The sequence below is a fragment of the Cloacibacterium sp. TD35 genome, assembly GCF_028864635.1.
Taxonomy (GTDB): Bacteria; Bacteroidota; Bacteroidia; order Flavobacteriales; family Weeksellaceae; genus Cloacibacterium.
Map to the genome: position 1 here is coordinate 1,226,432 of NZ_CP104850.1, position 24,198 is coordinate 1,250,629.

Sequence of the window (24,198 nt, forward strand, 5' to 3'; positions counted from 1 at the left end):
GTCTAATTCATCGACTTATTAACATTGAGAAGTCTAGACTGCTTTAAGTATTTAGAAAAAATTAACTTTCATCATCTTTTCTTATCTTTGTGCTTACATATATACATTATGATTTTATCAATGACAGGCTTCGGAAGAGCCGAAGGTATTTTTGAAGGAAAAAAAATTAGCATCGAACTTAAATCGCTTAACAGTAAATCATTTGACTTAAATCTGAGAATTCCACTTCGTTACAAAGAAAAAGAATTCGAAGTAAGAAAATTGTTAAATGATACCATTCTCAGAGGAAAAGTAGACTGCTATATCAATTGCGAAACCATCGATGATTGCAATGATGTAAAAATCAATCAAGACATTGTAAAAGCATACATGAATCAGCTGCGTGAGATTTCTCCCAATGCAGAAGAGTTCGAATACCTGAAAATGGCTATCAGAATGCCTGAAGCAATTAACGGGAAACCAGCAGAATTAAATGAAGAAGAGTGGAAATCTTTGGAAAATTTGATTAAAGAAGCTTTAGCAAAATTTGTAGATTTCAGAAAGACGGAAGGTGCAATTTTACACGAAGAACTGGCTAAAAATCTTAAAAATATTGAAGAAAATCTTCTCAAAGTCATTCCTTACGAAGACGAAAGAATGGTAGCGGTAAAAGAACGTTATCAGAATACTTTGAAAGAATTTGAAAACGTAGATGAGACCAGATTCTATCAAGAACTGGCTTATTACACTGAAAAATTAGACATTTCTGAAGAAAAAGTACGTTTAACTCAGCATCTAAAATATTATTTAGAAGTGATGCAAAGCGAAAACTTCAACGGAAAAAAACTAGGGTTTATTTCTCAAGAAATCGGCAGAGAAATCAATACATTAGGTTCTAAAGCCAATCACCACGAAATCCAAAAACTGGTAGTGATGATGAAAGACGATTTAGAAAAAATTAAAGAACAAACGTTAAACGTATTGTAATGATGAGTTATAAGTCATGAGTTATAAGTTGTTTTTTAGTCTCTAAATAACTCATCATTCATAATTCATCACTCATAACTATTAAAAATGAACAAAGTAATTATATTTTCAGCACCTTCAGGAAGTGGTAAAACCACTTTGGTAAAATATTGTTTAGGTGTTTTTCCTGAACTTCAATTTTCCATTTCAGCTACAACCAGAGCATTGAGAGGTGAAGAAATTCACGGGAAAGACTATTTTTTTCTTTCAGTAGAAGAATTTAAAAAACTGATTGCAGAAAATGCTTTTGTAGAATACGAAGAAGTTTATCAGGATAAATTCTACGGAACTCTAAAATCTGAAGTAGAAAGGATTTGGCAAGAAGGAAAAGTGGTCATCTTCGATGTAGATGTAAAAGGTGGCGTAAACCTGAAGAAAAATTTTGGTGAAAATGCCCTTTCTATTTTTATTGCACCGCCTTCTATAGACGAATTGGAACGAAGATTGATATCTAGAGCTACAGATGATTTGGAAACCATCAAAACCAGAGTAGCAAAAGCCAAAGAAGAAATGACGTATGCTGAAGAATTTGACCAAATTATCATTAATGATGATTTAGAAACCGCTCAGAAAGAAATTGAGCGAATTGTAAGAAATTTTATTGAAGAATAAAACCAACACCAAATACGATTACCAAATGGAACAAGCATTAGATATAGCAAAAAATAACCTTCCTGTGAAAGGATTTTTGGACCTAAAAGATATTCAAATTCCGCAAGGTCAAGATTTAATTGATGCGATTTTAAAGCTCAAAAAAGAAAAAAATGCCGTGATTTTAGCGCATTATTATCAGCCGGGTGAGATTCAAGATATTGCAGATTACTTAGGAGATTCCTTACAATTAGCAAGAGCTGCAAAAGATACAGATGCTGATATGATTGCTTTTTGTGGGGTGCATTTTATGGCTGAAGCGGCAAAAATCCTTAATCCTACTAAAAAAGTAGTTCTTCCAGATACTTTGGCAGGTTGTTCACTTGCGGATGGTTGCAGTGGAGAAGGTCTTAGAAAAATGCGTGAACAGCATCCTGGAGCTTTGGTGGCTACTTATATCAATTGTAATGCAGAAACCAAGGCAGAATCTGATATTATTGTTACCAGTTCAAATGCAGAAACCATTATCAATGCATTGCCAAAAGACAAACCGATTATCTTTGCGCCAGATAAAAACTTGGGAAGATATTTGATGAAAAAAACAGGAAGAGACATGATTTTGTGGGACGGAAGCTGCATCGTTCACGAAGCATTTTCTATGGAAAGAATTGCGAAACAATTGGCAGAAAATCCTGATGCTAAATTGATTGCACACCCAGAATCAGAAACTCCAGTGTTAGAGTTGGCGCATTTTGTTGGTTCTACTTCAGCTTTGCTAAATTATGTAGAAAAAGATGATTGTCAGAAATTTATCATCGCTACAGAAGAAGGAATTCTTCACGAAATGAAAAAGCGCGCTCCTCATAAAGAATTGATTCCAGCTTTGGTTTTTGACGAAAGTTGCAACTGTTCAGAATGTTTCTTCATGAAGAGAAATACACTAGAAAAGTTGTATTTATGCATGAAATATGAATTGCCAGAGATTACTATGGACGAAGAACTTCGCTTAAAAGCTTTGAAACCCATCGAAGCCATGCTTGAGTTGAGTAAAACGATAAAGTAATTTGAAAATGAAACAAATATTAATATTTCTTTCTCTATTTTTATTGAATAGTTTATTTGGACAGAAATCTCAAATCGAGAAAAATTTAGAAATTCAGATACATGAATTTGGAAGTTTTAATCAAAAAAGTGATTTTAAAAATTCAGTTAATTATTTACATCAAAATGTAATTAAATTATATGGAGGAAAGGAGAATTTTATTAAAAATTCATTAAAGTCTCTAGAAGAATATAAGAAAGCAGGATTTTTCTTTGATAGGTTTTACTATACCGATTTTTCACCAATATTAAAATATAAAGGAGAATTGCAAACTGCTGTTGTACAAAATATGGTTGTAAAAACAAAAAATGGAAAGTTTTTATCAAGGAATTCTATCATTGCTATATCAAATGATGGTGGAAGAATATGGAAATTTATAGGTGTAACTCAAGAAAATGTTGATAAAATAAAAAAAGTTCTCCCTAATTTAAGCCCCTCTATTAAATTAATAAATGAATTGCCAACAAAAATTGATTAGTTCTAAAATCCTTTTAGAAGATATTAAAATCTACGCATATCACGGTGTTTTGCCAGAAGAGAAAATTCTGGGAACATATTACATTGTCAATGCAGAGATTGTAGCAGATATCACCAAAGCTGCTGAGACAGATGACTTGAATGATACCATTAATTATGCTTTGATTAACGATATTATTCATGCAGAGATGAAAATTCCTTCACAATTATTAGAACATGTAGCTGGAAGAATTATCAAAAAAATAAAATCCGAATTTGCTCAAGTTCAAAAGGTTAAAGTAAAAATTACCAAAATCAAACCGCCAATGAAAGGCGAGATGAAAGGCGTAAGTGTAGAATTTGAAGAAAATTTTTAAAAAATCTATTTCTAAAATTTTTAAAAATCTGAAAAATCCCTATATTTGCACTCCGAAACACATGGTACTTTGGCCGAGCGGCTAGGCAGTGGTCTGCAACACCATCTACAGCGGTTCGAATCCGCTAGGTACCTCAAAATCCTGAAATTTTATAATTTCAGGATTTTTTTTATGAAATTATTCTAAGATTCTATACTTTTTTCTTTTTACTTTTTCCTTGGCTCTTAAAAAGTATTATCTTTACTTTAATGTTTATAATTTTACTTTCCATTATCATTATTATTCCTGTTTTAGCAGGTTTTGGCGAGATTTTTCAAAGACTTTTCGGGAAAATCTGGTCAGGACTTTCTGCTCAGTTTTTTTTAGGAATATTTTTCTTGGCAATGATTTGGCAAGTTCTTGCGTTTTTTATTCCGCTGAATATTTGGGTAGAAAGTATAAGTTTAGGAATAGGAATTTTGGCTTTTTTTTATTTTAAAAGCTACCAAAATTTTACTTCATTTACTAAAAATGAAATTTTAAAAATATCATTACTTATCATAATTATCACATTGGCAGGGAGTTATTATCCTTTTATTTTAGACCATTTTGGTTATTATGTTCCCACTGTAAATTGGCTCCACGAATTTGGTTTAACCAAAGGTTTGGCTAATTTTAGTTTAATCTATGCCCAAATGTCGGTTTGGCACATATTTCAGGCTGGTTTTTCTAATTTTTTTGATGTTTTTTATAGAATAAATGTCGTTTTTCTGGTGATTTATCTGCTCTATATTTTTGAAAAAAAGGCATGGAGTTTACTTTTTGTTTTACCTATTTTCCTGCTTTTTCTTCAATCTCCTAGTCCAGATTTACCCGCAATAGTGCTTTCGCTTATTATTTTAAATGAAATTCTCAAGGGAAATCAAAATGCTAAACTACTTTTTGCGTTTTCGGCTTTTGTTTTCAGCATAAAACCTACAATGGTGTGGTTACCTATTTTTGTTTTTTTATATTTTTTCAAAAGAGGTCATTTAAAATTTCTAAGATTAGGACTTGTTGTTTTGGGAATTTATATTTTTAAAAATGTTTGGGTTTTTGGGTATCCTTTTTTCCCGGTTCAGATGTTCGATTCAGGAGTTTCTTGGTCGCCAAATGCAGAGATTTTAAAACAATCTTCAGAAGTAGCGATTTTGAAAACCTACGATTTGAAGTTTACAATTTCAGAGATTCATCAATTCACGACTTGGGATTACATTTACCATTGGTTTACACTCCATTCATACAAAAAATATATACATATTGCCTTTGTTTTATTGATGGTGATTTACACTATTTTTACTTTTCTGAAAAAACAAAAAACGCTTTATTTATTGTGGATTTCTATACTGTTGAAAACGATTTTTATTTTATATTTTTCAGCGCAATTTAGATTTTTCCTAGATGTGTTTTTCGTAGTATTTGTAGTGATGTCTGGTTCAATTGTGAAAGAAAAAATATCATTATTAAGTTTCAGTTTGGGTGCGGTCATCGTTTTATTTTTGATGAGTTTTCCTAAAATTTTGCAATCACAAGTCCGTACTTTCAAACTTGGGCATTATATGCAGGGTTTTACCAAAACGCAATTTTATAGACCAGCGGTTTTTCAACTCAATTCTTATCAAATCTTTAAAATAGGAAATTTAGAATTTAATGTTCCCAACTACGATTTAAGTTTTGATACACCACAGCCTTCACTTTCTCCATCTTCTGTTAAAAAATATTACGAAACAGGGATTTTTCCTCAAAAAATCTCAGAAAACATACAAGATGGTTTCGTTTGGAAGAAACTGTCGCCTGAAGAAAAGGAAAAATTGAAAAAAATAATTTCTTCTTTAGAGAAAAAGCATTAACACATTACCTCATTATCACATTATCTCACTAACTTTGCTTTTATGAACAATTTAGGAAATTTTCTCACGCTTTCTACCTTTGGTGAAAGTCACGGAATAGCTTACGGTGGAATCATCACCAATTTCCCTGCAGGAATTGAAATTAATTTTGACGAAATTCAGCATCAGCTTGACCGAAGAAAACCTGGTCAAAGTTCCATCGTTACCCAAAGAAAAGAAAGTGATACCGTACAATTTCTTTCAGGTACTTTTGAGGGGAAATCCACAGGAACTCCTATTGGGTTTGTGATTTATAATGAAAATCAAAAATCGAAAGATTACGAACATATTGCCGCTGCTTACAGACCTTCTCATGCAGATTTTACCTATGATCAAAAATTCGGAATTCGTGATTACAGAGGTGGCGGGAAATCTTCTGCGCGAGAAACCATCAATTGGGTTGCTGCAGGAGCTTTAGCGAAACATATTTTACCCGAAAATGTAGAAATTCATGCTTATGTTTCTTCGGTGGGAGATATCTATTGCATGAAGCCATATCAGGATTTAGATTTTTCTAAAATTGAAAGTAATGATGTTCGTTGTCCAGACGAAGAAACTGCCGAAAAAATGATTTCTAAAATCAAGGAAATCAAAAAAGAAGGAAACACTATCGGCGGAACTATTACTTGTGTTATCAAAAATCTTCCTATAGGAATTGGCGAACCTGTTTTCCTAAAATTACAGGCCGAATTGGCAAAAGCCATGCTGAATATCAATGCAGCAAAAGGATTTGAGTACGGAAGCGGATTTTGTGGAGCAACCATGACCGGAAAAGAGCATAATGATTTGTTCAATGAAGATTTTACTACGAAAACTAATCTTTCTGGTGGTATTCAAGGTGGAATCTCAAACGGAATGGACATTTATTTCCGTGTAGCCTTTAAACCGATTGCTACAATTCTTAGACCTCAAGAAAGTGTAGATAAAGACGGGAATTTAGTTATTGTAGAAGGGAAAGGAAGACATGACCCTTGTGTTTTGCCAAGAGCAGTTCCCGTAGTGGAAAATTTGGCAGCATTTGTTCTTGCGGACTTGTTTTTGATGAATCAGATTAGAAAAATTTAAACTTTAAAAAATGAAAAATTACTGGCAAAACGCGGTCACTTTTGACGAATATATTAAAGAAACTGAACGCAGAATTGAAGTTCAAAATCCTGAAGATAACCATAATGAATACTATGAACTTGGGCTTCAAAGAATGAACAGAACTTTAAAAACCTATAAAGCAGATGAAGAGCAATTAGAAACGTTGAAATCTAAAAACTTCAATGGTAAAATCCTTATCATCACAGAACCTTGGTGTGGAGATGCAAGCGCAACCGTTCCTGCAGTTTCTAAATTTTTTGAAGGGCATAATGATGTGAGAATTTTCTACCGTGATTCTGATACTTCTTTAATTGACCAATTCCTAACGAACGGAACACAATCTATTCCTAAAATTCTAATCTTGAATGAAGATTTTTCTCTGAAAAATGTTTGGGGACCAAGACCGCAATATGGAACAGAATTGTTGAAAAAATTCAAAGAGAATCCAGAAACGTATCCTCGTGAAGAGTTTTATAACGATTTACAAGTGTATTACGCCAAAAATAAGGGTAAAGACGCGATTCAAGAAATTCTAGACCTGATTTAATGATTTGTTAATTAAAAATATCATCACATCAACACATTAAGAAAATGAACTTTTTAAGAAAAAATTGGCTCACATTATTGCTTTCGGTGTTTCTAGTTTCTATGTTTCTGTTTCCAGATTTTAGAGCGTTTGTTCAGCGACAGATTTTGATGAAACCTTCTTTAGAAAAAGTAGAAAAAGACGTCACTTTTACAGTTGATGAAATGAATATTCAATTGAAAGGCGTGAATGTTCCCGATGCAAATTTGGCAGATTTTAAGGACAAAGTCGTTTTCTTAAATTTTTGGGGAAGTTGGTGTCCGCCTTGTAGAGCAGAATATCCGAGTATTCAAAAATTGTACGACGCCAAAAAAGATAAAGTTACTTTCGTACTGATTGCCATGCAGGATGAAGAAGAAAAAGTGAAAAAATTCTTAGCAGATAACAATTATACTACACCAGTTTATTTTGCGACATCGCCACTTTCTGAAAAAATGTTGCCAAAAGTTTTTCCTACGACCTTTATTTTGGGCCAAAATGGAAGAATTTTGATGAAAGAAGATGCTGCAAAAGATTGGGATTCAGAGTCTGTACATCAATTTTTAGATTCTGTAGCTCCTTAAGAATTATTAAATAAAGTTAAAATCTATTAAAATAAAATAAGCAAAGAGTTTTTACTTTAAATTGGCAAAGATTTTGAAATCTTAATAACAACACACCTAAAAACTCAAAAGATAAAATGAAAAAAATAGCATTGTTGTTTCAAGCATTTAAAAAAGGAGGATTGCTTTCTAAGTTTCCGAAAATTTTAAAAATGTTTAAAGCGTACAAAAAAGGCGAATTTCAAATGGATTTCAAGAATGTAATCATTCCATTAGCAGCATTTGTTTATATCATTTCGCCATTAGATTTTTTGCCTGGGATTTTTTTAGATGACTTAGGGGTTCTGGCATTGGTTTTACCAATGGTTTTAAAAGAAGTAGACCGATTTACCATTTGGGAAAACGAAAAAAATGCTGCAAAAAAAGATAATAAAGTAATAAATGCAGAAATAATAGAGTAAATAAAATAATTTCATTTGTGTTTTTTTAATCGTTCCGAGATATTCTTGGGACGATTTTTTTTGAATAAATTTGCATTATGCAGAAAACACTCATTTCTATCATTGGTTCAACAGGAATTGGCAAGACAAAACTGGCTATAGAAGTTGCAAAACATTTCGGGACAGAGATTATTTCTTGTGATTCCAGACAGTTTTTCAAAGAAATGAAAATTGGTACTGCCACACCTTCAGATGAAGAATTAGCGAAAGCTAAACATCATTTTATTGGTCATCTTTCAGTTCAAGATTACTATTCCATAGGTCAATATGAAGTAGATGCTTTGGAAAAAATAGAGGAAATTTTTGAAGAAAATGATTTTGCAGTTTTGGTTGGTGGAAGCATGATGTATGAGAAAGCGGTAGTAGAAGGGCTGAATGATTTGCCTGAAGCCTATGCTGAAAACCAAGAAAAATTACAGAAAATTTGGGGTGAAGAAGGCCTGGAAAAACTCCAAGAGATTCTCAAAAATCTGGACGAAGAATATTATAATGTAGTTCACAAAGAAAATCCCAGAAGATTATTACGAGCCATAGATGTGATTTGGCAAACAGGTAGAAAATATTCTGAAATTATTGCAGAACCAAAGCATAAAAGAGATTTTAAAGTGGTAAGGATAGGAATTACCGCACCTAGAGAAATCATGTACGAAAGAATTAATCTTCGAGTAGATAAAATGCTGGAAAATGGTTTGATAGATGAAGTGAAATCTTTGACAGAATATAAAAACCTTGTTCCGCTACAAACAGTAGGGTACACCGAAATTTTTAAATATTTAGAAGGAACTTGGGATTTAGATTTTGCCGTAGAAGAAATCAAGAAAAACTCTCGCAGATATGCAAAGCGACAAGAGACTTGGAATAGAAAAGTAAAAAATGTGACTTGGCTTCCGTATGATTATTCAGATGAGCAGCTTCATGAGATTTTATCGAAGATAGAAAAATAAATTCCGTAATTTTGCAGTCAATAAATTAATGATAAATCCATAGTTATGGCAAATACACCTTCAAATATGCTCGCTTTAGGTACTAAAGCACCTTTTTTTGAACTCCCAAATCCTTCTCACAGCAATGAAATTCAATCTTTAGAAGATTTAAAAGGCGAAAAAGGAACGTTGGTGATTTTTATGTGCAATCACTGTCCGTTTGTGTTACATGTTATCGATAAACTTACAGAATTATACGAAGATTATCATACACAAGGAATAGAATTTATCGCAATTAACGCGAATGATGTAGAAAAATATCCAGCAGATTCTCCAGAAAAAATGATAGAATTTCAAATCGAAAGAAAATTTGAATTCCCTTATTTATTTGACGAAAGTCAGGCGGTAGCAAAAGCTTATGACGCAGCTTGTACACCAGATTTTTATTTCTTTGACGAAAAATTAGACTTGGTTTACCGTGGGCAAATGGACGATTCTAGACCAGGAAATCAAAAAGAAATCACAGGTGAAGACTTGATTATCGCTTTCGAAAATCTATTGTCAGGAAATCCACAAGAGGAATTACAAAAACCAAGCATGGGTTGTAATATCAAATGGAAATAATTAGAATTACCTCATAAAAAGTAAAAGAGTCAAGTGATAAACTTGACTCTTTTTTATTTTTTAGAAAAACGGATTGTGATTTTTCTCAAAGCCTATTTGCGTTGCGTTTCCGTGACCGCTATACACTTCTGTTTCTTCTGGCAAAGTAAAAAGTTTCGTGCGAATGCTTTCTAACAATTGCTCATGGTTTCCTCTGTATAAATCTGTTCTCCCAATGCTTCCTTGAAAAAGCGCATCACCAGAAATTACAAATTTTTGAGCTTCATTGTAGAAAGCCAAACTTCCCGGCGAATGTCCCGGAACATGAAAAATTTCAAAAGAATCTTCATCTATGAAATATTTTTCGCCTTCGTTTAAAAGTTCTATGTCGCCAAGAAAAGGTTTGAAGTCAAATCCATAATTTCTGGCAGACATCGGGTTTCTATCAAGTACATCTTTTTCTTCTTTGTGCATTTTTACGGCAACTTTATACGTGTCAAAGGCCCACTGTAAGCCTAAAACATGGTCTATATGAGCATGAGTCAGTAAAATATTTTGAATAGAAATCTCTTTTTCCTTGATGAAATTTTCTAGAATTTCATTTTCTTTTTCGTTCCAGTTTCCCGGGTCTATGATGACCCCGTTTTTTTGGTCATTAAACAATACATAAGTGTTTTCTGAAAAAGGATTGAATCGAAAAATATGAATATGGAGCATGTTTTGAAGTTTAGATTTTAAGTTTTCAAATTTAATCATTTTCAGCGTTTTAATTTTCAATATTTTGGCTCGATTTTCGTTATCTTCGTGATATGAAATTTCTAAAATTTACTTTTTTATTGCTTTCTGTTTGGGTTTTTGGTCAAAAAATTAGAAGTGTTCAGCTTTTTAATCCTCAGACCAATGATGAAACACCTGTCATCAAATTTGGGGAGCAATTGGTTTTGAATTTTGATGATCTAGAAAATAAATCTAACGTTTATCGATACACCATTAAGCATTTTGATAGGAATTGGAAAGATGACGGTTTGTTTTTCACAGAGTATGCAAAAGGTCCTGTGAATTCTTATATTCAAGATTTTAGATACTCTTTTAATACGGTTCAAAAATATACACACTACACTTTAAAATTCCCGAATGAGAAGACGCAACTGAAAATTTCTGGAAATTATGAAATCATCGTTTTTGATGAATCGGTCAATAAACCACTTTTTAAGAAAAGGTTTTGTGTGGTAGAAAATGGTGCGAATTTGGGAATTAATGTAACCAGATTTGCAGATAGCAAAGCGCCAAACCTTAATCAAAGAATAGAAGTTTCTGCCATTTCTAATGATGCAAGTTTGTTTTCTAGCCTTAATTCCATTAGTCTGAATGTGATTCAAAATAATAATTTTGGACTGGGAATTTATAATCAGAAACCCAATGCTGCGATGGGAAATAAATTGCTTTTTCAGCAGATGAATTTGGTTTTTCCGGGAAATAATGAGTTTTATTACTTTGATAATAAAAATATGAACCAGCCTTTTGATATGGTGGCTGCAACGAATAATAATGATGAAGGAAATCATACATATTTGCATTCGGTTTGGGCTTTTCCGCTTAACTATCAATATCAGCCAGATGTAAACGGAGCTTTTTATTTCAGAAGAAATGATTTGGGAATTGAAAGAAATGCAGATACAGAAGCAGATTATTCTTGGGTGTATTTTTCTTTGGATTCAGAAAAAACAGAAAAGGAAATTTATGTTTTAGGTGCTTTCAATGACTTTACTCCTTCAGATGAAAATAAAATGTTTTATGATGAAAATGCCAAAAAATACGTTGCTAGAATTTATTTGAAACAAGGTTTTTACAATTATATTTTGGCTACAAAAGATGCAACAGGCTTCATCAATCTAGGTGAAATTAATGGTAATTTTTGGCAAACCGAAAACTTATATCAGGCATTTTTATATTATGCTCCTTTCGATAGAAATTATGATGGTTTAATTGGTTACGGTGAAACCAGAAAACCTAGATAACTAAAAAATCCTTTCAAATACTGAAAGGATTTTTGTTTTATAATTCTTCTTCGCAAAGTTGTTTTACGACTTCTATCCATCTGTCTTCGTCGTTAAGACAAGGAACGTAGTGGAAATTTTCTCCACCTGCATGCAAAAACTCTTCTTTTCCTTCTACAGAAATCTCTTCTAGAGTTTCTAAACAATCACTTACAAAAGCTGGACAAACAATCGCTAGGTTTTTCACACCGTTTTTAGGTAGATTTTCTAAAGTTTCATCTGTGTAAGGCTCTATCCATTTATCTTTTCCTAATCTAGACTGGAAAGTAGATTTCACTTGACTATCTTCCAAACCTAATTTTTGTCTTACCAATTCGGTGGTTTTCAGGCATTGATGTCTATAACAATATTGATGTGAAGGATGATCTTCTTTGAAACAACAATCGCCTATTTTACAAGTTTTGGTAGGGTCTGTTTTGTAAATATGTCTTTCTGGAACTCCGTGATACGAAAACTGAAGCAAATCAAAATTTTCTGGTAATTTTTCTTTAATGCTTTCAGCCAAACAATTGATGTAAAGGTCTCTATTGTAGAAAGGTTTTACATAATTGATTTTGATGTTTGGGAAAACTTTCGCTTGAACTTCTTTTGCTTTTTCTACTACGGTTTCTGTAGTACTCATCGCATATTGCGGATAAAGTGGGAAAAGAACTATTTCTTCTACGCCTTTTTCTACCAGGTTTCTGATTCCGGTTTCTATGCTTGGTTCAGCGTATCTCATCCCAATTTCTACAGGAATATCAACTAATTTCTGCAATTTTTGTTGAATCTGTTTCGTGATGACAATCAATGGCGAACCTTCATCTGTCCAAACGGTTTTGTAAGCTGCCGCAGATTTTTTAGGGCGAGTATTGAGGATAATTCCTTTTACTAAAAGCGCTCTAAAGAACCATGGATAGTCTATCACACGTTCGTCCATCAAGAATTCATCTAGATATTCTTTTACGTCTTCTACTTTTGTAGATTTCGGCGAACCAAGATTTACGAGTAAAATTCCCTTTTTCGAGTTTTTAGCGATATTATTTTCCAAAATTTTTAATTTTTTAATTTTTAAACGAAGTTCTATTTTTCGAATTTCGCAATTCTTTTTATCCGTTTACAGCTTCTACTTTTTCTACTAAATCTGGCAAGAAATTTTTCAGAACTTGTTCTATTCCTCCTTTTAGCGTAGCAGTAGAACTTGGGCAACCGCTACAAGCACCTTGTAAAAGCATTTTTGCGGTTTTATTTTCTGCATCATATTCTAAAAGTGAAATTTTCCCACCGTCGTTTTCAACTGCTGGTGAAACATATTCAGTTAAAATATCAGAAATTTTTTGCTCAACATCTGTATACTCTCTGTTGATTATTTTTTCTACAGGGCTTTCGTGTTTCTGAGGTTCTTTATTGGTAATTTTGTGGCCATTTTGTAAAAACTCGGCAATTACATTTCTCACTACAGTCATCACCTCATGCCATTGTACAGAATCATCTTTGGTTACTGCCATGAAATTTTCTGAAACAAAAACTTCTTTTACAAATTTGAACTCATCATAAAGCACTTTGGCTAAAGGAACTTCATCCGCTTCTTCTCTAGATTTTACTTCTACGAAACCGTCTAATAATAATCTGTTTCCGCCGAATTTCATCACAGCAGGATTCGGAGTCATTTCGGCAAAGATTTCATATCTCTGTTGAGGTTTTTGTCTGTAAATTCTAGGATTGGCTAGAAGCTCATCTTCAATTACATTTTTAAGACTTTCTGCGATGTGCTCCCATTCTACGTGGTCTTCTTTAGCAACTGCTACAAAATTAGCAGAGATAAAAACCTTAGAAACAAAAGGATAATTGAAAAGTTCTTGAGCCAATGGAATTTCTGAAATATCAGAAGTTCTATCAAGTTCTAATGAACCTGGAATCAGGGTATAATCAGCCACAAACTTCATTACATTTGGGTTTGCAGTAGGTTCTATAATAATTGTATGCATTTTTTACTTAAATTTGAGATGCAAAAATACGGAAAGCAAGTCAGAAGAGAGAAGATGCAAGTTAGATTTTTTCAATTATTAATATTTTGCAAATTTTTAAAATTTTAACCACAAATTGTAGACTAAAATATGGCATTAGTAAGAGAACTTTTAGGCAAGACTCCAAAAATCGGGGAAAATACTTTTTTAGCAGAAACAGCTGTAATCATAGGCGATGTAGAGATGGGGAAAGATTGCAGTATATGGTATAATGCTGTAATCAGAGGAGATGTGCACTATATAAAATTAGGAAACAAAGTAAATGTACAGGATAATGTAATGCTGCATTGTACGTATGAAAAATTTCCTTTAGTGATTGGTGATAATGTTTCAATTGGGCATAATGCTTGTGTACATGGTTGCACAATTCATGATAATGTACTGATTGGAATGAGTTCTGTTGTAATGGATAATTGTGTGATAGAAAGTAATTCTATTGTGGCGGCTGGTTCTGTAGTTACACAAGGAACTCACATTAGAGCAGGTGAATTATGGGGAGGAGTTCCTGCAAAGAAAATAAAAGACGTTTCGCAAGAACTGATTTCAGGTGAAATAGACAGAATTGCGAATAATTACGTGAAATATTCTTCTTGGTACAAGGATGGACAATAATTTACCCATACTGTCCACATAAAGACTCATACTTTCACAGCCTACTATTTCAGATTTGGAGGATATTATTTTTCATGCCAATTCTACTTCGGAAATTACAAAAAATACCATTACTTTTCCTTATCCTTATGAAGAAAAGCATGCTCATTTTTGGCTAAAAATGGCAGAAGAGGGTTTTGCGAAAAAAGATGCTTACATTTTTGCTATTCGTGAAAAAGAAAATTTAAAATTAATTGGTGCGATTGGTCTTCATGTAGATTTAGCGAATCGAAAAGCAGAAGTTGGATATTGGCTCGGGAAATCTTTTTGGAACAAAGGCTATGTTACTGAAGCATTACAAAGAATTCTACAATTTGGCTTCGAAGAGTTACATCTAAATAAAATCTATGCTTCTCATTTTCCGTACAATCCTGCATCGGGAAAAGTATTGCAGAAAAACGGTTTCGAATTTGAAGGAATTTTGAAGCAAGAAGTCCTTAAGAATGGACAGTTTTTGGATTTACACCGATTTGCTATTTTTCAAGAAACGTATTTAAAATAAGAAAAATAAAATTAAAAGCCTGACTCGTGGAGAATCAGGCTTTTTTTTACTGTATTTTCTTTGTCACAGATTGCCAACTAAATTTAAACAAAGGATAGAGTAGCGCTATCAGTGCCAAAAGAAGTACAGCGCCAGAACTGGTGAAAATTTTGAAATAAATGCTCAAGGCGTTAATCATGTCATAAAAACTCTTGTTTTGCAAATTTTCAGAAATTTTCTGTAGTCCCATTCCGACTAAACAAACCCAAAATATAACCAATGATAAATTGAAGATCAAAAGACTCCAATTGTATCTTTTCCAATTTAAATAATGCGGCGCCACATCATCTACAATTAAAGTGATAGAAGCTAATAACAGTAAAGTATTGATGCCAATTGTAGAGCCCATTGCGTGCGCCACTGTAATATGTGTTCCGTGCGTATAGAAATTTATAGCAGGGATAGATATAGAAATAGAAAGTACCAAGTTGAGTAAAATCCAGATTTCTGCATAAGTAAGAATCTTAAACGAAAGCTTGTGGTTTTGGTGGTTCGCTTTTATATAAGTTTTTCTAAAAGAGTAAATAATATTTGCCAAAATAAGCAATTCCGTCATGCTAATGCTGTAAGCAATAAGTTTCACCGTTGGTGAAGCGGGTACTATATAAGTATGGTGTCCCCAGTTGAACATAAGATTCGTTAAGCCAAGGAAATAAAAGAAAAATGCAATTTTAGATTGATTGATTTTTTGATCTCCAGAGATTTTTTCCATAGCAAACATAGCAGTTCCGTACACCAGCATATTCCAAGAACCAACCATAGAACCCATAGCTTTCCACTGAATGGTTACATCTCGAATGATATTGTCATTAAAAAATGAGAATTGCCAAAGTTGAGCTTCTACTGTAGTAATCAAAAAGAAAATTAAACCCGTACTCCAGCTCCAGATGTAGACAGGGACTGTTTTGTAATTAGGTTTTACGGTCATGAAGAAATTATACATGAAAATCAACCAAGAACTCACAATCAAAATCACAATATATGGCGGGAATTCTAAATATTCTCTTCCTCCGAATTTTCCTAAGACAAAGAAAACTGTTACCAAAACCAATATTAAAATTTGCAAAGCGATTTGTAATTTCGCCAGTTTTTCAGAATAAATTTTTCTACCCGAAACTTCTGGTAAATAATAATAAATAATTCCTGTGGCTGCTGTAAAAATCCAGTTGATAGAAAGGTAAGTGTGAAGCGGTCTCATTTTTTGGAAAGACAAAGTATCTTTCAATAAATTGGGATAAAGATGTTGCAATCCTCCTAAAATCCCAAAAACAAGTCCTAAAAAAAGCGAAAAAATGGCAATGATAATAAACCAGCTTCCGATGATATTATTCTTCAGTTTCATGTGGTGTGGTGTTTTTATAAGAAAAAGCATTTGCGTCTACATATTTTAAATAATCTACCAATGCTTCTGTTTGTTCTTTACTGAAATGGAAATTAGGCATTCTGGTTCCGCCTCCATTTTCTATAAAAGCTTTTACATAGGATTCTCCACGAGTTTTATCTGAAATAGCAGTAGTAAGTTCTGGACCTAAATATCCTCCTAAACCAAAAATCTGATGGCAAGATTGACAATTGTACTCTTGATATATTTTTTTACCCAATTGTTGTCGGGTAGTCATTACGGTTCCGTAGTTTGTTGCGCCTGTATAAATCCAAGAAGAATAAGTGGCAAACGCAAAAAAGAGCGTCAAAAAAATCCATATCTTTTTCATAAGATTTTTCTTAAAAATTCTGGTGCAAAGTTAATTTCTTAGTCAATATCTTTTTTATGATTTGTATCATCTATTAACTTGATAGTTTTTATTTATCATTAAATCTTTCTCCATTTTTTGCATCAATAATTTTTTAAAATTTTAGATTTATGACCTTCACATCATCATATTGTCAAATCATCGCATCTTGATTTTTTTTCACTAATTTTGAACCTAGAATGAATAACCAACTTTTTGACCTTGTAGAAAACACTTCACGAAACATTTTCCTAACTGGAAAAGCAGGAACAGGTAAAACCACTTTTCTGAATAATTTCGTTAAAAAAACACGTAAAAAACACATTGTAGTAGCGCCAACTGGTATTGCAGCTATCAATGCTGGTGGTGTTACCATTCATTCTATGTTCGGGTTTCCACTCAGAACTTTTATCCCTACTTTAGAGCGAATTAATGAAAATCTGGCGATGAATATTCCAGATTTAATGCAGCATTTCAAGTACAGAAAAGATAAATTAAAATTGCTAAGAGAGGTAGAGGTCATCATTGTAGATGAGGTTTCTATGCTGAGAGCAGATGTGCTGGATATGATGGATTTTTCGCTGCGCCATATTCGCAGAAATCAAGAAAAATTTGGGGGTGTTCAGATGCTTTTCATTGGTGATTTGTACCAACTTCCGCCTGTAGTAAGAGACGAAAATGAATACATTATGAAGCAATTTTATGCTTCTCCATTTTTTTTCGATGCTTTTGTTTTAAAAAATACCAATCTCCTCACCGTAGAGCTTACAGAAGTTTTCAGGCAAAAAGATGAAGATTTTCTTGAAATTTTAAATGAAATAAGAGACGGAAATCTATCCAGAGAACATTACGAAAAGCTCCACGAAAGATACATTCCTGATTTTGAGCCAAAAGAAGAAGCCTACGTTTATCTTACTTCTCATAATAGAATTGCAGATGATATTAACACAAAAAAACTCAATGAATTAGGAGGAAAAACGTATCAATTTAAAGCTAAAATTGTTGGTGATTTTAAGGAATCTCAATTTCCGAATGAAGAAGTTTTAGAGCTGAAAGTTGGTGCACAAGTCATGTTTATCAGAAATGATGCCACTCAAGAGAAAAAATATTTCAACGGAAAATTAGCAGAGGTGGTAGACTTGTCTGCTGATGAAATTTGGGTAAGAATAGATGGAGATGACGAAGATTATAAACTGAAAAAAGAAAACTGGGAACAGAAAAAATACTCTCTCGATGCAGAAAAAAACATCGAAGAAGAAGTTTTAGGAAGTTTCGAACAGTATCCTATTCGTTTGGCTTGGGCGGTAACAATTCATAAATCTCAGGGGCTTACTTTTGATCGATTAATTGTAGATGCAGGGAAATCTTTCGCTTCTGGTCAGGTTTACGTGGCACTTTCGCGCTGTAGAACTTTAGAAGGAATTGTTTTGAAATCTAAAATTTCTAGCGATGTGATTTTCAGTGACAGAAGAGTGGCAGAGTTTCAAGATGCTACTCATGCAAATGACCGATTAGAAGAAATTTTGCATGCCGAAAAATACGATTACAGCATCAGAAAAGTGCTTCGCTATTTAGATATTTCATGGGCAAAAGAATCTTTGGAAACTTGGAATGATGCTTCTAAAGAAAGCAAATTTGTAGACAAAGAAAAAACTCAAAATTTATATTTTCTCATCAAAAAATCAATAGAAAATCTCACTGATATTTACCTGAAATTTGAAAAATTTATTTGGCCAAAAACTAGAAAGTTCATTCAAACGCAAGAAAATTGGGAAGAAATAGAAACCAAATCATCAGGAGCGGTAAATTTCTTTTTTACCAAGGTAAATGAAGAGATTTTCAAACCATTTAGAGAATTTTATGCCGAAACAAAAGGCGTAAAAGGAATGAAACAATACAATGAAGACACTCGAGTTTTTCTAGATGATTTAGAAGATTATTTGAACGATTTAAAGCAGGTTCACTTGTTAGAAAAACCTCTTTTTGATGAAAAAAATGACGAAAAAATTTCGGTGAAAATTGCCAAAGTTCCTTCTCATGTTTTATCTTATCAATTATTTGAACAAGGAAAAACACTTAACGAAATCGCTTTGTCAAAGGGAGTTCTAGTATCTACTATTTTTTCACACATGGCAAAAATTGCAGAACAGGGAGTTCTGGATTTTGAAGATATGAAAAGAATTTATCCTGTCGAAAAAATAGAAACATTCAAGAAAATTTTTGATGAAAATCCTCAACAAGAATTGAAAGATTGGTTAAAAGTCTTGCCAAAAGATTTTGAATTTCACGAAATCAGATTACTTTGGAATTTCTTTTTGAAGAAGAAAAATTAATTTAAAATTTCCTGTAATTCTAGCCAACGCATCTCGTATTCTTCTAGTTTTTCAGAAGCCTTTTCCAGCTCAGCAGAAAGTGTCGCTATTTTCTCGTAATCGACTTCATTATTGAGTTTTTCAAGAATTTCAGCACGTTTTTTCTCTAATTCTGGCATTTCTTTTTCTATGGTTTCTAGTTCGCGCTGTTCTTTGAAAGAGAGTTTCTTTTTTGGTTGTTGGTTGCTGGTTGTAGGTTGTTGGTTTGTCACACTGAGCGGAGTCGAAATGTCAGACTTTGGACTTCCGATTTCAGTCTTTTTCCATTCTCTATATTCGGAAAAATTCCCAACAAAATCTTTGATTTTTCCATCGCCTTCAAACGCCAAAACATGGTCTACAATTCTATCCATAAAATAACGGTCGTGAGAAACAATAATGAGACAACCTGCGAAATTCTGTAAAAAGTTTTCCAAAACCGTGAGCGTGGGCAAGTCTAAATCATTGGTAGGTTCATCAAAAATCAAGAAGTTAGGATTTTGATACAACACATACATTAAGTGCAATCTTCGTTTTTCGCCACCAGAAAGTTTAGAAATCGGTGAATATTGCGTTTGGTCATCAAATAAGAAAATTCTTAAAAACTGTGATGCAGAAATGGTTCTTCCGTTTGCTAAAGGGAAATTCTCAGAAATATTTTTGATAAAATCAATCACTCTTTCTTCTTCATTATATTGCAGCCCTTTTTGCGAGAAATAACCAAATTTTATAGTTTCTCCCGTTTCTATTTCGCCAGAATCTTTGGGCTCTAAACCTTGTATAATATTGAGAAGTGTAGATTTTCCTGCTCCATTTTTTCCTACAATTCCTACTTTTTCGCCTCGCTGAAATGAATATGAAAAATCTTTGAGCAAAACCAAATTTCCAAAACTTTTGTTGATGTTTTTGAGTTCCAAAATCTTTTTTCCCAATCTTTTCATCTCAAAATCGAGTTCCAAAGATTGCTTTTTAGTATTGGTTTTCGCTACCTTTTCGGTGTCGTAGAAAGCATCAATTCTAGATTTTGATTTGGTAGTTCTCGCTTTTGGTTGACGGCGCATCCATTCTAATTCTTTTCGGTAAAGATTGTTAGCTTTGTCAATTGTAGCGTTCAAATTATCTTCACGAATCATCTTGTTTTCCAGATAAGTCGCATAACTTCCGTTATGAACATACAGATTTTGGTCTTCCATTTCCCAAACTGTGTCGCAAACAGAATCCAGAAAATAACGGTCGTGGGTTACCAAAAGCAAAGTAATCATGGCTTTAGAAAGGTAATTTTCTAACCATTCTACCATTTCTACGTCTAAGTGATTGGTAGGTTCGTCCATAATCAGCAAGACGTGTCTGTGTTCTGCTCTGGTTTCTGTAAGGAGTTTTGCAAGGGCAACTCTTTTGATTTGTCCTCCAGAAAGCGTTCCCATTTTCGCCTCTAAATTGGTGATTTTTAGCTGCGAAAGAATTTGTTTCATTTCGGTTTCTAAATCCCAAGCTTTGTGAATTTCCATTTCTGCCAAAGCTTTTTCTATGAATTTTTGGTCAGTAGAATGAAGCGACTGATGATAGTTTTTAAGCGCTTGAATAGGCTTAGAATCTAGTGTCATCATGAATTCTTCCACAGTAAGTTGAGAGTCAAACTCTATTTCTTGGTCGAACAAAACTACCTGAACATCTTTGTTAATCACTACTTCGCCAGAATCTGCAATTTCTTTTCCTAAAAGGATTTTTAAAAGCGTAGATTTTCCAGTGCCGTTTTTGGCAACAATCGCAATTTTGTCTCCTTCATTAATATGGAAAGAAATATTCTTAAAAAGCGTTTTGATACCGTAAGATTTGGTCAGATTTTCTGCGGAAACGTAGTTCATTGTAGGTTTGGTTAATTCAAAAAATTGAGATTGCGAAAGTACAAAAAATGAAATGGGAAAAATTTTATTGTGGAAAGATTTATTTTTTCTTCAAAGCTTCTCCTTCGAAAATAATTCCATCCCAGCCAAATTTTATGAAATTTCTGATATTTTGGTGGTCTGTTCCTTCTGGATTTTTCAAAACGTCTTCTCTGTAAAACTCGCTGAATAATAAAAGAGTCTCTTCTGGAGAAAGTTGGTTGATTTTGGCAAAACTGAAAACCTTGCAAGAACCATTATTTTGATTGGCTTCGTTTACCGTATTTCCGTTAGTGAATTTAGTAGGTGTGAATTCGTAATGTTCATCTATATAAGCAATTACATTGTTGAAAATCAATTCTTCTGGTGTGTTTTTTAATTGTTCTAATATCATTTTATTTTTCTTTAATCAAGTTTTAATTCGATGAAACTCCATGAGTTTCCATTATAAATATTAAGGTCTACTTTCGTGTTAATTCCTTTTACGATACCTTTTTCCGTGAATTGCCACATTTTCCACGAGTCTTCTTCCGAAGGGACTAAAACATCATTGTAGTTGGCTAACCAAAGTGGATAATCATCAAACTCGCCACGCAAATAATCTTTGTAATAATGGTAGTAAGTGTAAATAATGGGTTTTTCGCCATATTTTTCTTCTATAATTTTACACCAAACCTTCAGGTCTTCTATCAATTTTTCCTTAGATTTTCTTCTGGGAATTCTTTCGATGTCTAAAACAGGTCGTAAATCTCCGCTTTCTAGATTTACACTTTCTAAGAAATTATTGGCTTGTAAAATGGGGTCTTCGTCTGCACGATAAAAGTGATAAGCACCTCTCGTAAGATTATTTTCTTTAGCCAATTCCCAAAAATCATCAAAATGTTTGTCTTTTTTTCGGTTTCCCATAGAAGCTCTCATAATCACAAATTCTAACGGAATAGAACCATTGGCAATGGTAAGGCTGTCCCATTTTATGTCTCGTTTGTGCTGATAATGAGAAATATCGAAACCAAAAATTTTATCATTATATTCGGTGACTATTTTGTTGATTCTTGCGGTTTCTTCTTCAGAATTTTTTAAGTTTTTATGTACAAATTTCTCAAAATACATGGCGTAATAAAATGCCACTTTGTCTCTGAGGTAAAGCCCAGTTCCTAGCAAGGTCAATCCTAAAATTGCTAACAAAATATATCTGCGAAAAAGATAATTTTTTCGTCTGGTTTTATGGATTTTTTTCCTTTTGGTAGCTTTTGGATTGGTTTTTGACATAAGTTTTGCAAAAGTAAAATTTTTAGAAAATAAATTCAGTAATTTTGCCATAATCTTATGGAAATTAGAGATAAAATAATTGTAATCGGTGGTGGTTTTGCAGGGTTGCAATTCGCTAAAAAACTTAATGGCAGTCTTACCAAGAAATTGGTGATGATTGACAAGGCGAATCATCATATGTTTCAGCCGTTATTTTATCAGGTGGCTTGTGGAAGAATTGAGCCTTCTAATATTTCGTTTCCGTTTAGAAAAATTTTTCAGCGTTCTAAAAATATTCAGTTTAGAATGACGGAAGTGAAACAGATTATTCCTTCGGAAAATAAAATTATTACAGAAGACCATGTTTTTCACTATGATAAATTGGTGATTGCAACTGGCTGTAAAACGAATTTCTTTGGAAATCAAAAAATGGAAAATCTGGCTTTTGGGATGAAAAACACTCAGGAAGCGATTTCTATAAGAAACCATGTTTTGCTCACTTTCGAAAAATTAATCATTGAAAAAAGTAGAAGTGATGATGGCAATTGGAACATCGTAATCGTAGGTTCTGGCCCAACTGGTGTGGAATTGGCTGGTGCTTTTGCCGAAATGAAAAGAGAAATCTTGCCGAGAGATTATCCTAGAATGAATTTTGATGATTTAGAAATTATTCTGGTGAGTTCTACCGAAAGACCTTTGGCGGTAATGAGCGAAGAATCTCAGGAAAAATCTGAACAATATTTGAAAGATTTGGGCGTGAGATTTATCTCAAATGATAGAGTTACAGATTATGATGGCGATAGAGTTTATCTAAGTTCTGGTAATGTTATTCCGAGCAATAATGTGATTTGGGCAGCAGGTGTTACTGGGAATATTATTGAAGGATTAACCGAAAATTCCATTAAAAACAATAGGTATATAGTAGATAGATATAATAAAATAGTAGGATTTGATGATATTTATGCAATAGGAGATATTGCTTACATGGAAACCCCGAAATATCCGAATGGTCATCCTCAAGTGGCGAATGTAGCGATTAATCAAGGAAAAAATTTGGCTAAAAATTTCTTAAAAAAAACAGAAAATGATTGGCAACCATACGAATATGATGACAAAGGAAGCATGGCAACCATTGGGAAACATAGAGCGGTAGTAGATTTACCAAAATTTAAATTTCAAGGGATTTTTGCGTGGTATTTTTGGATGTTTCTTCATTTAATGTTGATTTTAAGTGTGAGAAATAAACTCGCCATTTTCTTCAATTGGATGTGGAGTTACATTAATAGAGATTCTTCACTTCGCTTAATCATCATCCCGAATAAAAAAAATAAAACCGAACAATGAGAATAGATATTATAAGTGCAGTTCCTGATTTATTAGAAAGTCCTTTCAAAACTTCCATCCTGAAAAGAGCAATGGAAAAAGGTTTGGCAGAAGTTCATTTTCATAATGTTCGCGATTTTGCATTTAACAAACAACGTCAAATAGATGATACTGTTTATGGTGGCGGCGCTGGAATGGTGATGATGTGTGAACCATTAGATTTATGTATTTCTCAGTTAAAATCTGAGAGAGAGTATGATGATATTATTTATTTAACTCCAGATGGAGAAACTTTTAACCAAAAAATAGCGAATTCTTACTCGCTAAAGAAAAATTTAATTCTGCTTTGTGGTCATTATAAAGGAATAGATCAAAGAATTAGAGATTTACACATTACCAGAGAAATTTCGATTGGTGATTTTGTGCTAACTGGTGGTGAACTGGCAGCTTGTGTATTTGCTGATGCGATTATTCGTCTTTTGCCAGGCGTTTTAAATGATGAACAATCTGCTTTGACGGATAGTTTTCAAGATGATTTGCTTTCTCCGCCTATTTATACCAAACCAGAAGTTTATAAAGGGATGAGAGTTCCAGAAATACTTTTGAGCGGTAATTTTGGTAAAATTGAAGAGTGGAGACATCAGAAAGCAATAGAAATTACACAGCAGAAAAGACCAGATTTATTAAAAGATTTCTAATCATAATAAATTATTTTTACTAAATTTACAAT

26 protein-coding genes and 1 tRNA gene are annotated in these 24,198 nt (G+C 33.0%); 19 read left to right on the forward strand and 8 right to left on the reverse strand.

Annotated elements, in window-relative coordinates:
- Positions 1 to 108: 108 nt before the first annotated feature.
- From N7277_RS05635 to N7277_RS05695, 13 genes are all read left to right on the forward strand, one after another.
- Positions 109 to 966, forward strand: a complete 858-nt coding sequence (locus tag N7277_RS05635) for a YicC/YloC family endoribonuclease (protein ID WP_274780710.1) — start codon at positions 109 to 111, stop codon at positions 964 to 966.
- 87 nt (positions 967 to 1,053) lie between these two features.
- Complete coding sequence (gene gmk / locus N7277_RS05640; RefSeq protein ID WP_274780711.1) at positions 1,054 to 1,617, forward strand: guanylate kinase; 564 nt, start codon at positions 1,054 to 1,056, stop codon at positions 1,615 to 1,617.
- A gap of 25 nt (positions 1,618 to 1,642) precedes the next feature.
- Positions 1,643 to 2,659, forward strand: a complete 1,017-nt coding sequence (gene nadA, locus N7277_RS05645) for a quinolinate synthase NadA (protein ID WP_274780806.1) — start codon at positions 1,643 to 1,645, stop codon at positions 2,657 to 2,659.
- Between the two features lie 7 nt (positions 2,660 to 2,666).
- Complete coding sequence (locus tag N7277_RS05650; protein ID WP_213196705.1) at positions 2,667 to 3,176, forward strand: hypothetical protein; 510 nt, start codon at positions 2,667 to 2,669, stop codon at positions 3,174 to 3,176.
- Positions 3,172 to 3,531 carry a dihydroneopterin aldolase gene (folB, locus tag N7277_RS05655; protein ID WP_274780807.1) on the forward strand — a complete coding sequence of 120 codons (360 nt, stop codon included), beginning with the start codon at positions 3,172 to 3,174 and terminating at the stop codon, positions 3,529 to 3,531. The genes N7277_RS05650 and folB overlap by 5 nt, the downstream gene beginning before the upstream one ends.
- A 63-nt stretch (positions 3,532 to 3,594) precedes the next feature.
- A tRNA-Cys gene (locus N7277_RS05660) sits at positions 3,595 to 3,665 on the forward strand.
- 114 nt (positions 3,666 to 3,779) lie between these two features.
- Complete coding sequence (locus N7277_RS05665; protein ID WP_274780712.1) at positions 3,780 to 5,399, forward strand: LIC_10190 family membrane protein; 1,620 nt, start codon at positions 3,780 to 3,782, stop codon at positions 5,397 to 5,399.
- 42 nt (positions 5,400 to 5,441) lie between these two features.
- Positions 5,442 to 6,503, forward strand: a complete 1,062-nt coding sequence (gene aroC / locus N7277_RS05670; RefSeq protein ID WP_274780713.1) for a chorismate synthase — start codon at positions 5,442 to 5,444, stop codon at positions 6,501 to 6,503.
- Between the two features lie 10 nt (positions 6,504 to 6,513).
- Positions 6,514 to 7,071 carry a thioredoxin family protein gene (locus N7277_RS05675; RefSeq protein ID WP_274780714.1) on the forward strand — a complete coding sequence of 186 codons (558 nt, stop codon included), beginning with the start codon at positions 6,514 to 6,516 and terminating at the stop codon, positions 7,069 to 7,071.
- A gap of 44 nt (positions 7,072 to 7,115) precedes the next feature.
- Entirely contained in the window at positions 7,116 to 7,673 is a 558-nt protein-coding gene (locus tag N7277_RS05680) for a TlpA family protein disulfide reductase (RefSeq protein ID WP_274780715.1), read from the forward strand.
- Positions 7,674 to 7,789: 116 nt separating this feature from the next.
- On the forward strand, positions 7,790 to 8,113 hold the full coding sequence (locus N7277_RS05685; RefSeq protein ID WP_274780716.1) for a YkvA family protein: 324 nt from the start codon (positions 7,790 to 7,792) through the stop codon (positions 8,111 to 8,113).
- A 77-nt stretch (positions 8,114 to 8,190) separates the two neighbouring features.
- Positions 8,191 to 9,096, forward strand: a complete 906-nt coding sequence (miaA, locus tag N7277_RS05690; protein WP_274780717.1) for a tRNA (adenosine(37)-N6)-dimethylallyltransferase MiaA — start codon at positions 8,191 to 8,193, stop codon at positions 9,094 to 9,096.
- 45 nt (positions 9,097 to 9,141) lie between these two features.
- The gene (locus N7277_RS05695; RefSeq protein WP_104794362.1) at positions 9,142 to 9,699 is read left to right on the forward strand and encodes a thioredoxin family protein; all 558 of its coding nucleotides are present in this window, start codon (positions 9,142 to 9,144) and stop codon (positions 9,697 to 9,699) included.
- Positions 9,700 to 9,759: 60 nt separating this feature from the next.
- Here the strand turns inward: N7277_RS05695 and N7277_RS05700 are convergent, their stop codons facing one another.
- Entirely contained in the window at positions 9,760 to 10,395 is a 636-nt protein-coding gene (locus N7277_RS05700) for an MBL fold metallo-hydrolase (protein WP_274780808.1), read from the reverse strand.
- A gap of 92 nt (positions 10,396 to 10,487) precedes the next feature.
- On the opposite strand from N7277_RS05700, the gene N7277_RS05705 reads away from it, so the two are divergent.
- Complete coding sequence (locus N7277_RS05705) at positions 10,488 to 11,696, forward strand: type IX secretion system plug protein (RefSeq protein WP_274780718.1); 1,209 nt, start codon at positions 10,488 to 10,490, stop codon at positions 11,694 to 11,696.
- A gap of 37 nt (positions 11,697 to 11,733) precedes the next feature.
- Here the strand turns inward: N7277_RS05705 and hemH are convergent, their stop codons facing one another.
- Both hemH and N7277_RS05715 read right to left on the reverse strand, forming a co-directional pair.
- Complete coding sequence (gene hemH / locus N7277_RS05710; RefSeq protein ID WP_274780719.1) at positions 11,734 to 12,765, reverse strand: ferrochelatase; 1,032 nt, start codon at positions 12,763 to 12,765, stop codon at positions 11,734 to 11,736.
- Positions 12,766 to 12,823: 58 nt separating this feature from the next.
- The gene (locus tag N7277_RS05715; protein WP_274780720.1) at positions 12,824 to 13,702 is read right to left on the reverse strand and encodes a NifU family protein; all 879 of its coding nucleotides are present in this window, start codon (positions 13,700 to 13,702) and stop codon (positions 12,824 to 12,826) included.
- 129 nt (positions 13,703 to 13,831) lie between these two features.
- Here N7277_RS05715 and N7277_RS05720 point away from each other — a divergent pair, with 129 nt between their 5' ends.
- A complete protein-coding gene (locus N7277_RS05720) occupies positions 13,832 to 14,353 on the forward strand; it encodes a gamma carbonic anhydrase family protein (protein ID WP_274780721.1) in 522 nt (173 codons plus the stop codon).
- Between the two features lie 55 nt (positions 14,354 to 14,408).
- Positions 14,409 to 14,894, forward strand: coding sequence for a GNAT family N-acetyltransferase (locus N7277_RS05725; protein WP_446715128.1), 486 nt, complete (start codon positions 14,409 to 14,411; stop codon positions 14,892 to 14,894).
- 46 nt (positions 14,895 to 14,940) lie between these two features.
- Here N7277_RS05725 and N7277_RS05730 read toward each other — a convergent pair whose 3' ends face one another.
- Both N7277_RS05730 and N7277_RS05735 read right to left on the reverse strand, forming a co-directional pair.
- Positions 14,941 to 16,275 (reverse strand): cbb3-type cytochrome c oxidase subunit I, encoded by a 1,335-nt coding sequence (locus N7277_RS05730; RefSeq protein WP_274780722.1) that lies wholly within the window; start codon positions 16,273 to 16,275, stop codon positions 14,941 to 14,943.
- Entirely contained in the window at positions 16,259 to 16,645 is a 387-nt protein-coding gene (locus N7277_RS05735) for a c-type cytochrome (RefSeq protein WP_274780723.1), read from the reverse strand. The genes N7277_RS05730 and N7277_RS05735 overlap by 17 nt, the downstream gene beginning before the upstream one ends.
- 218 nt (positions 16,646 to 16,863) lie before the next feature.
- On the opposite strand from N7277_RS05735, the gene N7277_RS05740 reads away from it, so the two are divergent.
- Entirely contained in the window at positions 16,864 to 18,996 is a 2,133-nt protein-coding gene (locus N7277_RS05740) for a helix-turn-helix domain-containing protein (RefSeq protein ID WP_274780724.1), read from the forward strand.
- Here N7277_RS05740 and N7277_RS05745 read toward each other — a convergent pair.
- The 3 genes from N7277_RS05745 to N7277_RS05755 form a co-directional block, all read right to left on the reverse strand.
- A complete protein-coding gene (locus N7277_RS05745) occupies positions 18,993 to 20,879 on the reverse strand; it encodes an ABC-F family ATP-binding cassette domain-containing protein (protein ID WP_274780725.1) in 1,887 nt (628 codons plus the stop codon). The two genes, N7277_RS05740 and N7277_RS05745, sit on opposite strands and share 4 nt — an antisense overlap.
- 79 nt (positions 20,880 to 20,958) lie before the next feature.
- Positions 20,959 to 21,291, reverse strand: coding sequence for a HopJ type III effector protein (locus N7277_RS05750; protein ID WP_274780726.1), 333 nt, complete (start codon positions 21,289 to 21,291; stop codon positions 20,959 to 20,961).
- 11 nt (positions 21,292 to 21,302) lie between these two features.
- Entirely contained in the window at positions 21,303 to 22,166 is an 864-nt protein-coding gene (locus tag N7277_RS05755) for a GH25 family lysozyme (RefSeq protein ID WP_274780727.1), read from the reverse strand.
- A gap of 57 nt (positions 22,167 to 22,223) precedes the next feature.
- On the opposite strand from N7277_RS05755, the gene N7277_RS05760 reads away from it, so the two are divergent.
- Together N7277_RS05760 and trmD are read left to right on the forward strand one after the other, a co-directional pair.
- The gene (locus N7277_RS05760; protein ID WP_274780728.1) at positions 22,224 to 23,489 is read left to right on the forward strand and encodes an NAD(P)/FAD-dependent oxidoreductase; all 1,266 of its coding nucleotides are present in this window, start codon (positions 22,224 to 22,226) and stop codon (positions 23,487 to 23,489) included.
- Positions 23,486 to 24,166 (forward strand): tRNA (guanosine(37)-N1)-methyltransferase TrmD, encoded by a 681-nt coding sequence (gene trmD, locus N7277_RS05765; RefSeq protein ID WP_274780729.1) that lies wholly within the window; start codon positions 23,486 to 23,488, stop codon positions 24,164 to 24,166. Before N7277_RS05760 ends, trmD begins: the two co-directional genes overlap by 4 nt.
- Positions 24,167 to 24,198: the final 32 nt, after the last annotated feature.

Coding starts and splice junctions, on each gene's coding strand:
- N7277_RS05635 (WP_274780710.1), top strand. CDS start 109: ATGATTTTATCAATGACAGGCTTCGGAAGAGCCGAAGGTATTTTTGAA.
- gmk (WP_274780711.1), top strand. CDS start 1,054: ATGAACAAAGTAATTATATTTTCAGCACCTTCAGGAAGTGGTAAAACC.
- nadA (WP_274780806.1), top strand. CDS start 1,643: ATGGAACAAGCATTAGATATAGCAAAAAATAACCTTCCTGTGAAAGGA.
- N7277_RS05650 (WP_213196705.1), top strand. CDS start 2,667: ATGAAACAAATATTAATATTTCTTTCTCTATTTTTATTGAATAGTTTA.
- N7277_RS05665 (WP_274780712.1), top strand. CDS start 3,780: ATGTTTATAATTTTACTTTCCATTATCATTATTATTCCTGTTTTAGCA.
- aroC (WP_274780713.1), top strand. CDS start 5,442: ATGAACAATTTAGGAAATTTTCTCACGCTTTCTACCTTTGGTGAAAGT.
- N7277_RS05675 (WP_274780714.1), top strand. CDS start 6,514: ATGAAAAATTACTGGCAAAACGCGGTCACTTTTGACGAATATATTAAA.
- N7277_RS05680 (WP_274780715.1), top strand. CDS start 7,116: ATGAACTTTTTAAGAAAAAATTGGCTCACATTATTGCTTTCGGTGTTT.
- N7277_RS05685 (WP_274780716.1), top strand. CDS start 7,790: ATGAAAAAAATAGCATTGTTGTTTCAAGCATTTAAAAAAGGAGGATTG.
- miaA (WP_274780717.1), top strand. CDS start 8,191: ATGCAGAAAACACTCATTTCTATCATTGGTTCAACAGGAATTGGCAAG.
- N7277_RS05695 (WP_104794362.1), top strand. CDS start 9,142: ATGGCAAATACACCTTCAAATATGCTCGCTTTAGGTACTAAAGCACCT.
- N7277_RS05700 (WP_274780808.1), bottom strand. CDS start 10,395: ATGCTCCATATTCATATTTTTCGATTCAATCCTTTTTCAGAAAACACT.
- N7277_RS05705 (WP_274780718.1), top strand. CDS start 10,488: ATGAAATTTCTAAAATTTACTTTTTTATTGCTTTCTGTTTGGGTTTTT.
- N7277_RS05715 (WP_274780720.1), bottom strand. CDS start 13,702: ATGCATACAATTATTATAGAACCTACTGCAAACCCAAATGTAATGAAG.
- N7277_RS05720 (WP_274780721.1), top strand. CDS start 13,832: ATGGCATTAGTAAGAGAACTTTTAGGCAAGACTCCAAAAATCGGGGAA.
- N7277_RS05730 (WP_274780722.1), bottom strand. CDS start 16,275: ATGAAACTGAAGAATAATATCATCGGAAGCTGGTTTATTATCATTGCC.
- N7277_RS05735 (WP_274780723.1), bottom strand. CDS start 16,645: ATGAAAAAGATATGGATTTTTTTGACGCTCTTTTTTGCGTTTGCCACT.
- N7277_RS05740 (WP_274780724.1), top strand. CDS start 16,864: ATGAATAACCAACTTTTTGACCTTGTAGAAAACACTTCACGAAACATT.
- N7277_RS05745 (WP_274780725.1), bottom strand. CDS start 20,879: ATGAACTACGTTTCCGCAGAAAATCTGACCAAATCTTACGGTATCAAA.
- N7277_RS05750 (WP_274780726.1), bottom strand. CDS start 21,291: ATGATATTAGAACAATTAAAAAACACACCAGAAGAATTGATTTTCAAC.
- N7277_RS05755 (WP_274780727.1), bottom strand. CDS start 22,166: ATGTCAAAAACCAATCCAAAAGCTACCAAAAGGAAAAAAATCCATAAA.
- N7277_RS05760 (WP_274780728.1), top strand. CDS start 22,224: ATGGAAATTAGAGATAAAATAATTGTAATCGGTGGTGGTTTTGCAGGG.
- trmD (WP_274780729.1), top strand. CDS start 23,486: ATGAGAATAGATATTATAAGTGCAGTTCCTGATTTATTAGAAAGTCCT.